The sequence below is a fragment of the Schleiferia thermophila genome (genome assembly GCF_003337435.1).
Lineage (GTDB): Bacteria > Bacteroidota > Bacteroidia > Flavobacteriales > Schleiferiaceae > Schleiferia > Schleiferia thermophila.
Genome location: NZ_QPJS01000001.1, coordinates 1,076,191 through 1,090,084 on the forward strand (window position 1 = coordinate 1,076,191; position 13,894 = coordinate 1,090,084).

Sequence of the window (13,894 nt, forward strand, 5' to 3'; positions counted from 1 at the left end):
TTTTACTCGACTACAGAAAAATCTATTTGTTTCTTTTGCAAATCCACCTTTTTTACTCTGACTTTTAATTTTTCTCCTAACTGATATATTTTTCCCTTTCTGCTTCCGATTAGTTGATAATTATCTTCGTCGAAGATATAGTAATCGTCTTTAAAATCCGAGATTCGAATCATTCCTTCGCATTTATTGTCCACTAGTTCCACATATATGCCGTATTCGGTCACTCCAGAAATCACACCTTCGAAGGTCTTACCTATTTTATCCATTAAAAATTTACTCATCATGTATTTAACGGAGGCTCGCTCGGCATCTGTCGCCAACTTTTCCCTTTGGGAGGAATGCTTGCACTTTTCTTCCCAAAGGTTTTTATTTTTTGCTTCTTTTCCCTCCAGGTGCCATTGAAGTATTCGATGAACCATCACATCGGGATATCTGCGTATAGGCGAAGTGAAGTGTGTGTAATATTCAAACCCCAGTCCGTAGTGACCTCTGTTTTTTGTGCTGTAAATGGCTTTGGCCATTGACCTGATGGCGAGGGTTTCAATCAAATTTTGCTCTGGTTTGCCTTTTACTGCATTGAGCATGGCATTTATGCTGTTGGTGATTTGCTTACGGCTGGAAATATGCAGTTTATATCCAAATCTGGATACAAAACCCTGTAGCTCAATCAATTTGTCGGGATCCGGATCGTCATGGACACGGTAGACCATTATTTTCCCCGATGGTTTACCGTCAGCATTTCGCCCGACTGCCATTGCCACATATTTATTGGCGAGCAGCATAAATTCTTCGATGAGATGGTTGCTGTCTCCAATAGTTTTTTGATACACCCCGGTAGGATTGTTTTTTTCATCGAGGATAAACTTTACTTCCGACTTGTCAAATCCTATTGAACCGGCCTTAAACCTTTGTGTACGGAGTTTTTTGGCTATTGAATTCAAAATTTTTAATTCACGGGCAAAATCACCTTTTCCGGTTTTTAATATTCCCTCTGCTTCTTCGTATGTAAATCTGCGCTGGGAGTGAATAATTGTTCTTCCAAACCATACTGAATGGACGTGTGCTTTGGCATCAATTTCAAAGACGGCTGAGAAGCAGAATTTGTCTTCCTTAGGTCGGAGGGAGCATAGGTAATTAGAAAGTTTTTCCGGCAGCATGGGGACAACCCGGTCCACCAAATATACCGATGTCCCTCTTTGATATGCTTCTTCGTCGATTTTGCTGCCTGGCCGAACGTAATATGTCACATCGGCAATGTGAACACCAACTTCCAAATTTCCGTTTTCAAGAGGCCGAACGGAAAGCGCATCGTCGAAATCCTTAGCGTCCTCAGGGTCGATGGTAAATGTAACGACGCCTCTAAAATCGCGTCTTTTGGATATTTCTTTGGGATCCAGCTTATCAGGTATTTTTTCAGCTTCTTCCTCTACATCTGCCGGAAATTCGTAAGGCAAATCGTATTCGGCCAGAATGGAGTGAATTTCGGTTTCATGTTCGCCGGGGCGGCCGAGTACTTTGATTATTTTTCCAAAAGGACTGGTCGCTTGCTCTGGCCAATCCGTTAGTTGCACTACGACTTTGTCGCCGTCTGCTGCTCCATTTTTATTTTCTTCACCGATATAGAAATCGGTGTAAATTCTTTTATTGTCGGGTACCACAAAGCCGTACTTTTTGCGAGCCGCCATAAAGGTGCCTACAAATTCTGTTCGCTCCCTTTCCAAAATTCCAATGATTTCTCCATGTGGCAAATCCCTTCTTTTAAAGGCGTACAGAGCTACTTGAACCCGGTCACCCGGCAAGGCCCGGTTGAGCGCTTCTTTGTCGATGAATATATCTGGCATTCGGGTACCGTCGGGCAGAGGATCGGCAATCACAAATCCATGTCCTGCATTGGTTATTTCCAGCACTCCTAAAACCGTCTGACTCTTTGGTCTGAAGACATATTTACCTTCGGTAGGGGACTCTATTACTTTGTCGCGCACCAGTGCGTCGAGGCAATCCTTGAGAACTTTTCTCTGTTCGCGATCGGTGATGTGAAGCCGGGCACTTACTTGTTTGTAGTTGAGTTGCTTTCCGGGTTCGGATGAAAGGGTTTTCAGTATTTTGTTTTTGAGGTCTTTCACTGCTGTAATTTGGGTATTCTTTTTTGATTTTGTTTTTTTATTCATCTTTTTTGGTTTGAATTTTAAGGACATCGGCATTGACTATTCCATCTTTCATCGTAATGATGATCTCTTGATTTGCTTTTAGTTGTTTGATTGAGCGGATAGTTCTCTTATTTGCTGTAATGTAGGCATATCCTTTTTTCAGAATGTTTTCAGGGTTTTGAATCTGAATTATTTTTTCGATAGTACTTAGTTCCCTGTTGTATTTTTTCAATTGAGATTGCCCGGATTTTATCAGTGTCACTATTTCAAAATCCAATCTTCCGTGTTGTGCTTTAATTATTCTGAATATATTGCTTTGATAGGTATGAATCAGTGATGAAATTTTGAATTGCTGGTATGTTATTTTACGGGGAAATGAGGAAGTTGTTTTTATGAGAATATTTTTGATTTGTGTTTTGTGAATCTTGAGAGCAAAGGTAACTTGTTTTACAATTGCGTGGCCTACAGATTTCAGTTCTGATTCTCTTTTGTGAAATATGTCCAGATAATACTCTGCAAGGGCTGTAGGGGTAATTGCGTGATGAAAGGCTACCATTTCAGCTACGGTCAAGTTTGTAGAGTGCCCTATACCGGTAAGAACCGGCAATGGATAAGTGGCTATGTCACTACAAAGGTTGTAATTGTTGTAACAGGATAAGCCTGCTTCTCCCCCACCCCCTCTGATAATCATGACCATATCAAAGCTGGTATGAACCGATAAAATTTTTCTCAATTGTTGTCTGATGGATGCTACGGCCTCATCACCTTGCAGCAGTGCCGGAAATAACATAAAAAACAAGCCGTATTTCGTTGTATACGGTTCCACTACTTTTTGAAAATCGGACCATCCTTTGCTGGTTTCAACGGATATGACGGCTACATTCTTTGGCAAGTCTCTAAATGAGCGATTTTTATTGAGTTCGAAGACACCGCGGCTTTTGAGTTTGGCAATGGTTTCCAGTTTTTCGCGTTCGATCATCCCCAGTGAAAATGAGGTATCTATCTGATGGATTCGCAAGCTCAGGCCGTGTACAGCATCGAAGGTGATAGAAGCTTCAAACAGAATTTCCAATCCATCCTTGAGTGGTTCATTGAGCACCTGAAGAAAGGCTGATTGAATCCGCAGCAGATCACTTTTCCAAATTATGGCTCTGAGCTGGGCTACCACCCTGCCATCGTCTTTTTGTACCAGGTCGGGATAGGCATGTCCGCTGTATTTGTAATAATTTAATTTCATCAACTCAGCTCTCACCCAAAATCGGGACGTATATCGCTCGTCGAGAGTTTTTTTTATGCTTCTGCAGACTTCGAAGAGAGAAAAAACTTTTTTGTCACCAAATGTCTGAGGCATGACGTTTTTATTTACCTTGAGATAAATTTATAATGCTGAGCAAGTATATAGTAGATTCATGAAAAAGGAATCAGCATTCCGTAAGCCCTATGTTCTGATTCCCAATTAATCTTAATTTTCACTCGATTTCAGATAAAAGAAACAGCTAAAATCATCTGGTCTAAACCTTTAGTCTATAAGTGATGTAATCAAGTAAACAACTCTCCATGCGAACTGTCGTAATTACTCTGAGCCTACTGTTTCTTTTTGTTACTTCTAAGGCGCAATCTACTGAAAATCTTGACACATGGCGGGTTGTAAAAACACGTCAAAACATGGCTATTCTGGGAGGTTGGGCCCTTGTAAACATAGGCGGAGGGATAGCAGGCATGAGATTCACAAAAGGAAATACCTACTATTTTCATCAAATGAATGTCGGGTGGAATGCGGTAAATCTCGGAATTGCAGCAGTAGGCTACATTTTAACCAAACCTTCCGGCGAATCCGATCCGTTTAGGCTAATCAGCAGGCTATCGGCCATGGAAAACTCGCTTATGCTCAACACGGGACTCGATGTCGCATACATCACTTCGGGTATAGCCTTGATTGAGCTTTCCAGGCACCAACCCATTCGATCTGATCAGTTTAAAGGATTTGGACAGTCATTAATACTTCAAGGTGCTTTTCTGGCGATATTCGATATCTATCAATACGTGGTAATCAACAAGAAAAAGAATCAATTTTTAAAAGAGAAACTGTCCATACATACAACACCTTTGTACGGTTGCATTACATTTCGGTTTTGAAAATTATTCATCCGGAAACAATTCAATTTGTATTTGATGTTTTTTAATTAACTTTCTCAAATTTATCAATGCATATCGCATTCTGCCGAGAGCTGTATTGATGCTTACAAACGTTTTATCTGCAATTTCTTTAAAACTAAGTTCATCGTAAATCCTCATTTCAAGTACTATGCGTTGTTCCTCAGGCAATAAGGAAATCAACTTTTTCAGATCAGTTTCAGTTTGTTCACTTATCATATTCATTTCCATACTTGGTACATTGGATTTTATTCTTTTCAAAGTCAATTTTTGGTCAATTGATTCATTGATGATTTGATTTCTGTTTGCTTTTCTGAAGTGGTCAATTATATAATTATGTGCAATTCTCATTACCCAATTTATGAACTTTCCCTCGTCGTTGTATTTTCCCAATTTCAACGTATTGATTACCTTGATAAATACATCCTGAAAAACATCGTTTGCCAGCTCTTCGTCCTTGAGTTTTGAATAGATGAAGTGATAAACTTTTCGCTCGTGCCGGGCCAGTAGGCAGGCAAATGCTGATTCGTCACCTGCTAAATATTTTTCGATGAGCTGTTGGTCAGATGCGTTACCGTAAGCCATAACTACTTCTTTTTTAAAATTTTACACCAGATAAAAGGATAGAAGTAGTATTATGCGATAGGCTTCCGGTTTTATTTTGATTTTTGTTTCACAAATATAAACGCTGTATTAAACAAATATGCAAGATGTGTCCTTATAATTTTGCTGTTATTTTTTGCAGTATTCAATGCAGGACAATCAATTGCTGAAGGACAAGGGATTAATAGTCGTCAGGGGTGCACGGATGCACAATTTAAAGAACGTTTCGGTTTCAATACCCAGATCTCAATTCGTTGTAATCACCGGGGTATCGGGTAGTGGTAAATCTTCACTTGCTTTTGATACGCTCTATGCCGAAGGACATAGGAGATATGTAGAGAGTCTCTCGTCCTATGCCAGGCAATTTACTGGTAAACTGAGCAAACCCGATGTTGACAGCATTACAGGTCTTGCACCGGCTATTGCAATTCAACAAAAAGTTACCACCCGAAATTCCAGAAGTACGGTAGGTACAAACACAGAAATTTACGATTACCTAAAACTGTTATTTGCCAGAATCGGGAAAACGTATTCGCCGGTGAGTGGTAAACTTGTAAAGCGGCATACTGTATCTGATGTGATTGATTACATTACATCTCTCGAGGCAGGCCATCGATTTTTACTAGTATTTACCTATAAGCCACACAACGGCCGTTCTATAGAAGAGTCTGTCAACATTCTGAGACAACAGGGTTATGCCCGACTGTTGGCAGACCAACAGGTGGTGCGGATCGATGATTTCTCACCTGATAAACATAAAGAAATCAAAGTAGTGGTGGACCGTGGAACCACCGGACCTGCTGATGAGGAAGATTTAAGTCGACTGGCCGATTCCGTGCAGACAGCCTTTTTTGAAGGAAGGGGAAGTTGTGAGGTGCTTTTAATTGATGCGCCGGAACGCAATGCAGTGTTTTCCAATCAATATTCAGAAGATGGTATCCAGTTTGAAGAGCCGAGTGTTCACCTATTTAGTTTCAACACATCCTACGGTGCTTGTCCGACCTGTGAAGGCTGGGGCACTGTGATTGGTATAGATGAAAATCTGGTAATACCCGATCAAAATCTTTCCTTTTTTGAAGGATGTGTGGCACCCTGGCGAACCGATGGCATGCGGTGGTGGATGTCACAAGTGATATCAGGTGCCGAAAAGGCGGGTTTTCACATTCACCGACCCTACCGGATGCTGTCAGAACAACAAAAGAAAATGCTTTGGGAAGGGACGAAGTGGTTTCAGGGTATTCACGCTTTTTTTAAAGAGGTCGAATCTAATCTGCACAAGATTCAATACCGCGTGCTCCTCTCCAGATACAGGGGGCGTACAGTATGCCCCGAATGTGGTGGTAGCCGGCTTCGAAAAGAAGCACTTTATGTAAAAATTAATGGCTACAACATTGCTCAATTGGCCGAAATGCAAGTTCAGGATCTGTTGAAAACCTTCAGAGAGATGAAGTTTTCCCCTTTTGAAAGAGAAATAGCCGATCGGCTGATTAGAGAGATTACTACCAGATTGGAGTATTTGTGCAACGTAGGTCTTGGATATCTCACTTTGAACAGGCGAAGCGATACGCTGTCAGGAGGAGAAACACAGAGAATCCAGTTGACGACTTCACTGGGTAGCAGCCTGGTGGGGAGCATGTACATTCTCGATGAGCCGAGCATTGGGTTGCACAGCCGCGATACAGAGCAGTTGATTTCCATACTCAAAAAACTAAAATCTGCTGGCAATAGTGTGATCGTGGTGGAACACGATGAGGATGTGATGATAGCAGCCGATTACATTATAGACATGGGGCCGGGTGCCGGTTCGCAAGGAGGAGAAGTGATCTTTGCGGGCACGCCCGCAGAACTGGTCCATTCAGAAAATAGCCTAACGGCCAAATATCTGACTGGAAGGATGGAAATCGAAGTGCCCACTACACGTAGAACACCTAAAGAATTCATCACCATAGAAGATGCATATCAACACAATTTGAAGGGAATCACAGTCCGATTCGGACTGGAATGCCTGAATGCAGTAACGGGAGTAAGTGGGTCTGGAAAATCCACCTTAATCAACGAGATTCTCTATCCGGCGATGTTGAAATACTTGGATTTGCCAGGGGAACGGCCAGGACTGCACAAAGCCTTGCACCTGCCTAAAAACCGGATTAAAAAAGTAGAGTTCATCGACCAAAACCCGATTGGAAGGTCTTCAAGATCTAATCCGGTTACCTACATTAAGGCCTTTGATGAGATACGAGAACTGTTTGCCAGTCAAAAATTGTCTAAGCTTAGAGGTTACGGTGCCCGACATTTTTCATTCAATGTGCCCGGTGGACGATGTGAGGCTTGCGAGGGAGAAGGGATTCTTACTGTGGAAATGCAATTTATGGCCGATGTACATTTGATATGTGAAGAATGCAATGGCACTAGATACAAAAAAGAAGTATTGGAAGTCAAAATCCACGACAAATCTATCTATGACATTCTTGAAATGACTGTAGACGAAGCATTTGATTTCTTTACTTCTATTAACGCTCCAAAAATTTCAAGACAGTTGAAACCATTGATGGATGTAGGATTAGGATACGTTAAATTGGGGCAATCGGGCAGCACCTTAAGTGGTGGTGAAGCGCAGCGACTAAAACTGGCATCTTTTCTAACTCAGGGGTCTCACTCGGTTAGCACACTATTTATTTTTGATGAACCTACCACTGGTCTGCATTTTCAAGATGTAAAAAAATTATTGGCTGCATTCAATGCCCTGATTGATAATGGGCATACAGTCCTTGTCATAGAACATCACATGGATGTAATCAAATGTGCGGATTGGGTAGTAGACCTCGGACCTGAAGGAGGTATTGGAGGTGGCCATCTGATTTTTGAAGGTACACCTGAAGATTTGGTAAAGTGCGAAAACTCATACACAGCTAAATACCTGGCCCGTAAACTTGTCCCTTCAGGTCAAAACATTTATTAACCCCCGGGTCACCCTACATTTGTCCAAAATCCTGGAATATTGATACGCTCGGTAGCTCTGTACTCTAAGTATTTTTTATGTACAATAGCATCGCCCCATAAAACGCGCGCGGCACTACTATCGGCCACTGATCTCTACATGACTGATCACAGGCCTCCTGCAAACGATGAAGTAGAATCTGCAGTAGAATCGGCGCTGCAATGGCTTCTTCACAGTCAGGCATCAAATTCGGAAGGAGGTTTTGCCACATATGACTTCGCGGGTGGATACACATCTCCCTACCCGGAAACCACCGGCTACATAGTCGAAAGTCTGTTGATGTGGCCTGAGTTACGTCAAAAACCCGAAATCAGGCAATCAGCCGAAAAAGCACTTCAATGGCTGCTGGCCATCCAAAAACCTTCGGGCGGCTGGCAAGGCGGGTATCTGCACGAAAACAGACCCGAGATCGTATTCAATACCGGCCAGGTCATCAGGGGATTACTGGAAGGATACGTTCACCTGGGTGGTCAACACTATCTCGATGCTGCCACCAGGGCTGCAGATTGGCTGGTGTCGATTCAGCACCCTGAGGGCTACTGGAACCGGCACGTGTATCTGAACGAAATACGCGTATACGATACCTACGTGGCAGCACCCTTGTACAAATTAGGTAAAATCACCGAAAATCAGGGATACAAAGATGCTGCCCTAAAAAACGCAAATTGGGTGGTAGGAAGCCAGCTTTTAAAAAACGGATGGTTTCAAAACGCGGACAATTCCAAAAAGCACAACCACCGACCCATATTGCACACGATAGCTTACTCATTGGACGGACTTTTGGACCTGGCGCTGGCAACCGGTGACGGGGTGTGGTTGGATGCTGCTCTTACCACCGCCACAGCGCTGAAAGCAGCACTGCTCCAAGATAAAAGACTTAAAGGCAGGTACGACAAGAGATGGTACGGACAGCGATCGATCTGCAATACTGGAGTGGCTCAATGTGCTGTAATTTTCGCCAAACTACATCTGCACTACAGGGCAAAAATCTGGAAAGACGCTTACAACATGCTGGTCAACTATCTGCTCCATCATCAGATCCGCACTCCGGGAGTGCCGTATTTGCACGGGGGCATCACTGGAAGTTCTCCGCTGTGGGGAAGATACGAACCCTTCCGGATTCCAAACTGGGGCGTGAAATATTTCCTTGACGCGATGATGTACAATTCTGAGGTAAACTGTCAAAAGCAATGAGAGACCTACTCCGATCGCTGATGCCTGCAGGTGTGCTGGAGCTCTACAGAAAGTACAAAAAACAAAGAACGCGTACTGCACTGCTGAACAAAGCTCGGTCAGGTCAAATCATCACAGTTTCTACACTGATTGACCAGTTGAAAAGCGCTGGTCTGAGGACCGGAGATAGCTTGTTGGTACACTGTTCAATGAGCAGACTTGGCTATTTGGCCGACGGTCCCAAAACGCTGATCGATGCAATTCTGGAAGTGATTGGACCTGACGGAAACCTGCTGATGCCGTCTTCGCCCAACCCGGCATTGCAACTTGATTACATTCGAAGCCATCCACATTTTGATGTAAGGCTAGACCCCTCAGCGATGGGGGCGGTGACCGAATACTTTCGGCTGATGCCCGGTGTGGAACGCTCTCTGAGCCCTACTGAGCCTGTATGTGCCTTTGGTCCTTTGGCTCAATGGCTTACAGAGGGGCACCTCGGCCGACTGACTCCATACGACAAATACTCACCATTTTACCGGTTGACCGAAGTCAACGGAAAAATCCTCTACGCCGGTGTTACCCTGGCTCAGGCAGGTACCAGTCTTCACTTGCTCGAAGATGCCGTAGAGGACTTTCCATATCCGGTATATTTTCCGGATACCTTCACCGTAAAGATTACTGACAAAAACGGTGTGAGATATACCCAACCTGTCAAAGTACACAATCCCGCTCAATCGGCCAGGCGACAGTGCGATGCTTTGATACCCATGTTTATCTCTTCTGGCGCTATGCATAAGGTACAAATCGGAGAGGGAACCGGACTGATGACCGATGCTGCCCGCATGTTTGAGGTGATGCTGGAGCAATACAAACAAAAAGGAATTACCATGTATACTCCCTATGGCAAGTGATAGAAAAACTCTCCTGCTCACAGGGGCTTCAGGTGGGCTGGGCCGTGCCATTATACCTGTGCTGCACAATGCTGGATTTCACTTGGTTCTTCAAGCTAATACCCGTGTGGATGAACTGAGAAATTTTGTACAAGAAAGGCATTTTGAAAATGTTTCCGTCATCCGGCATTCGCTTGCCAATGCAGAGGAGGTGAAGGCTTTTGCGGAATTAGTAGGCGAAGAAATCGATGTCCTGGTAGCAAATGCAGGTATTAGCCTATCGGCTGCTGCCCATAAGGTCAGAACAGACGACTGGCAAAAGACCCTGGATATCAATCTTTCTGTGCCGTTTTACCTGGCACAATCGCTTTTTGCAGGCATGCGCAAGCGAAACTTCGGTCGTATCATCTTTATTTCGTCGGTTGTGGCCAATACTTTGGTACGTGGCACGGCTGCCTATGCGGCATCCAAGGCGGGCTTACAAGGGCTGGCTCGTGCACTTGCAGCAGATTGGGCGCCTTTTGGAATCACTGTCAATTGCATAGCTCCGGGGTATATGCAGGCCGGGATGATTTCAGACATACCGCCGGAAATTCTCCCTCAGTTTACTGAAAAATCGGTGCAAAAGCGCCTAGGACCTCCTGAAGAAATCGGGCATGCCGTGGTGTACCTGGCTTCGCAGGAGAGCAGCTTTATGACCGGTCAGACTCTCCACATCAATGGTGGAATTTTTTAATTGTATGACCGGGTGATGGATGAGAAGATTACGGTTGATTTCTTCGCAGCAGGCATATATGGTAAGTAGATAAGATTGGATGTGATGTGAATTTTAAGAGCCTCAACGGGAGTTGAAAAATTTTGTCCGTGCCTGGATGAAAATATGTGTGGCTTTGGTTGTATCGAAAGCGGATTATTTGATACAAGGTTTCGGTGACTGCTGCAGAATTGTATGAGGTGAGCTGTACAAATCAGGGATGGCTGACCGGAGTGTTTCCATGTCTTATCAGCAGATTGAATTCGGTCTACCAACGCGTTGAAAAAGCAGTCATCTGCCGGGCTCAACCATATAGCTGGTAAGGTACTAAACAAAACAGATTTTGGAGGTTTGTCAATATCATTGAAGCCTTGCCTCATTGTGCATGCGCCAGGGCGGAGGCGGATATGAGCCGCAGCGGGCGGGCTGTGTGGCTCACGGGCGAGGAGGCGGAGCGGAGCAAGCCACCGCAGCCCGATGTGCCACGCCCGAACCGCAAGGCGAATAGGAGCCGTAGACCGGCCCCCGGCCGCAATCATCGGACGGCCGGGGGAGGCGCCCCTCAAAAAAAATAAATACTTGCTTTTCAACGGAGTCTAGCTCCACACTGGCTGGACAGAGTTTCGAAAATGCGCTGCATAATGTGGTCGATTTCGTGTTCTTGAAGAGTGTGGCTGTCGCTGCGCAGGATGAAACGCAGGGCATAGGATTTGGTGCCGGCGGGAAGGTTTTTGCCCTGATAAACGTCGAAGAGCCTGATATCGCGCAATTGGCTGATGCGTAAGGAGGCTATGGCATCGGTCAGGGCTTTAAAAGTGACGGAGGTATCGACCAGCAAAGCAAGGTCGCGGACTACTTCAGGATAGGGGTGTATGGGCTTGTAGGTGGTCTTCTGCCGAAGCGAAAGGTGGAAGAGGTTTTCCCAGTGAAGGTGGGCATAGTAAACAGGTTGGTCGATTTCAAAGTTGACCAACAGAGTGGGCGCTACCGCCCGAAGGCTGGCAATCGGCTGTCCATGGGCAGATATATCGATGCCTTCGCCAAGGTCATCGGAGGTGTAGGATTTGGTGATGTCGTGAATTTTGAATTGATGGAGGACAGCTTCGACAGTGTCTACCAGATGATAGAAGGTGATGGGCGTGGAGGGCTGCATCCAGGTATCTTCAGGCCAATGTCCGGTGAGGACGATGGCCAGCTGGTCGGTCTCCGAAAAGGAATCTGGCGTGGTTCGATGGTAGATTTTCCCGAATTCGAAGAGCATCAGGCTGTGCTGCTGGCGGTTTAAGTTGTAGCGTATGGTATGAAGGAGGGGTGGGAGCATGGAGGTCCTCAGTACCGAAAGGTCGCGGCTCAGGGGATTGAGCAGGGCGATGGCTTTATCTTGTTGGCTGGCCGGTAGATGGTCGGGAGAGGTGAGTGAATTGTTGAGGCATTCGCTCAATCCCCTTGCCGAGAGCAGTCGTGCTACCTGGCTTTTCTGGAGTAGCTCCTGATGGTCGGTGACGGGGGTATGCCAGGCAAATTTTATTTTCCGTGGTGGGTCGATGGCATCGAGGCCGTAGATGCGTAGAATTTCTTCGGCGATGTCGGCTTCGCGCTGTACATCTACCCTGTAGGCGGGGACTTCGAGGCGCAGGGTGTCTTCGATTTCTGCGGCTATTTTGATTTCGAGCGATGCGAGTATGGATTTTATTTCGGCGTTGGAGATGTCTTTTTTGCCGATGAACCGGCGAATCCGGTCGAGATTGGCATCTACAGGATGTGGAGCTATGGGGGTAGGGTATTCGTCGTGGATGTTCATGGAAATTTCGCCACCGGCCAGTTCTTTGATGAGAATGGCAGCACGCTTGAGTGCGTAAAGGGTCATATCCGGATCCACTCCTCTTTCGTAGCGGTAAGAGGCATCGGTCTGTAATCCATGACGCCGTGCTGACCGCCTAATGTGAACCGAATCGAAAACAGCCGATTCCAGGAATACATTGACGGTGTGCCCGGTCACTCCTGAATAGAGGCCTCCGTAAATACCTGCCAGAACTAGGGGCTTATCGGCATCGCATATCATGAGGTCGTCGGCTGAGAGTGTGCGTTCAATACCGTCGAGAGTGATGAACTTTTCTCCTTCGGTGGCTTTTCGTATTTTGATTTTGCGGCCTGTTATTTTGTCGGCATCAAAGGCATGCAAGGGATGTCCACATTCGTGCAGGACAAAGTTGGTAATGTCGACGATATTGTTGATGGGAGTAAGCCCTACTGCTTTAAGCCGTTGCTGTAGCCATTGCGGAGAGGGACCTACTTTAACGCCTGACACAGTGACGCCTGCATAGCGGTAACAGGCTTTTAGGTCATCGATTTCAATGTCGACGGTCAATTGTTGGTTGCTGACCTTAAAGCTTGCCACTGAAGGCAGGTTGATTTCGGTTTTTTTCTTCTTGTGAGTGAGGTAGGCGTAGAGGTCGCGTGCGACGCCATAGTGGCTCATGGCATCAGCCCGGTTGGGGGTCAGTCCGATTTCGAGGATGTAATCCACATCGGTTGCGATGCATCCTGCCAGCGGGAGGCCTACCTGTGTATCGTCTGGTAACACCATGATGCCATTGTGGTCGTGGCTGAGGCCGAGCTCATCTTCTGCACAAATCATCCCCTCGCTAACTGCTCCTCTGATTTTGCTTTTTTTAATGTGGATTTCTTCTCCGGAAAAGGTCTTAAGCCTCGCACCGACCTGAGCAACAGGCACTTTTTGTCCTGCGGCAACATTGGGAGCCCCGCATACGATCTGCAGCAGTAGTCCGTTGCCCACATCTACCTGACAAAGTGTAAGCTTATCTGCGTTTGGATGCTTTTCGGCACTGACTATGTAGCCTACAACGACTTTTGGATCGATTTCAGGTCCCCCGCCCAAGCGTTCGATTGCTTCACATTCCAGTCCTATTTGTGTCAGAATTTCACCAACTTCATTTACATTTAGATTCTTTAAATCAATGTATTCTTTCAGCCAGTTATATGATATTTTCATTTAAGAAAACTTAAGATCAAGCAGCAAAAATACAGGGGGGACGAACAAACAAAGGGTTGCCTCCACAATTGCGACCGGCTTATTAGAAATTTTTTTGGATATGGTATTCAAAGGCTTTTGAACAAAGATGCTGATAAAAATATTTTGATTATAGAGGATTGG

General features: G+C 45.2%; 9 protein-coding genes. 5 read left to right on the plus strand and 4 right to left on the minus strand.

Annotation, left to right across the window (positions count from 1 at the left end; translation table 11 throughout):
- Nucleotides 1–2 precede the first annotated feature (2 nt).
- Both rnr and xseA read right to left on the minus strand, forming a co-directional pair.
- Nucleotides 3–2,168, minus strand: a complete 2,166-nt coding sequence (gene rnr / locus DES35_RS04615) for a ribonuclease R (RefSeq protein ID WP_114366023.1) — start codon at nt 2,166–2,168, stop codon at nt 3–5.
- On the minus strand, nt 2,161–3,498 hold the full coding sequence (gene xseA / locus DES35_RS04620) for an exodeoxyribonuclease VII large subunit (protein ID WP_114365927.1): 1,338 nt from the start codon (nt 3,496–3,498) through the stop codon (nt 2,161–2,163). The genes rnr and xseA overlap by 8 nt, the downstream gene beginning before the upstream one ends.
- 314 nt (nt 3,499–3,812) lie before the next feature.
- Here xseA and DES35_RS04625 point away from each other — a divergent pair, with 314 nt between their 5' ends.
- Nucleotides 3,813–4,283, plus strand: coding sequence for a DUF6992 family protein (locus tag DES35_RS04625; protein WP_125039326.1), 471 nt, complete (start codon nt 3,813–3,815; stop codon nt 4,281–4,283).
- Nucleotides 4,284–4,286: 3 nt separating this feature from the next.
- Here the strand turns inward: DES35_RS04625 and DES35_RS04630 are convergent, their stop codons facing one another.
- On the minus strand, nt 4,287–4,886 hold the full coding sequence (locus DES35_RS04630; RefSeq protein WP_037356682.1) for an RNA polymerase sigma factor: 600 nt from the start codon (nt 4,884–4,886) through the stop codon (nt 4,287–4,289).
- A 166-nt stretch (nt 4,887–5,052) separates the two neighbouring features.
- Here DES35_RS04630 and uvrA point away from each other — a divergent pair, with 166 nt between their 5' ends.
- The 4 genes from uvrA to DES35_RS04650 all read left to right on the plus strand — a co-directional run bounded on the left by uvrA (nt 5,053) and on the right by DES35_RS04650 (nt 10,701).
- Nucleotides 5,053–7,863: an excinuclease ABC subunit UvrA gene (gene uvrA / locus DES35_RS04635; protein ID WP_114365929.1), complete on the plus strand. Its 2,811-nt coding sequence runs from the start codon at nt 5,053–5,055 to the stop codon at nt 7,861–7,863.
- Between the two features lie 138 nt (nt 7,864–8,001).
- On the plus strand, nt 8,002–9,096 hold the full coding sequence (locus DES35_RS04640; RefSeq protein ID WP_125039325.1) for a beta-L-arabinofuranosidase domain-containing protein: 1,095 nt from the start codon (nt 8,002–8,004) through the stop codon (nt 9,094–9,096).
- Nucleotides 9,093–9,986 (plus strand): AAC(3) family N-acetyltransferase, encoded by an 894-nt coding sequence (locus DES35_RS04645; protein WP_051889170.1) that lies wholly within the window; start codon nt 9,093–9,095, stop codon nt 9,984–9,986. Before DES35_RS04640 ends, DES35_RS04645 begins: the two co-directional genes overlap by 4 nt.
- Entirely contained in the window at nt 9,976–10,701 is a 726-nt protein-coding gene (locus DES35_RS04650) for an SDR family oxidoreductase (RefSeq protein ID WP_037356686.1), read from the plus strand. The genes DES35_RS04645 and DES35_RS04650 overlap by 11 nt, the downstream gene beginning before the upstream one ends.
- Before the next feature lie 604 nt (nt 10,702–11,305).
- Here DES35_RS04650 and pheT read toward each other — a convergent pair.
- On the minus strand, nt 11,306–13,732 hold the full coding sequence (pheT, locus tag DES35_RS04660; RefSeq protein WP_114365931.1) for a phenylalanine--tRNA ligase subunit beta: 2,427 nt from the start codon (nt 13,730–13,732) through the stop codon (nt 11,306–11,308).
- Nucleotides 13,733–13,894: the final 162 nt, after the last annotated feature.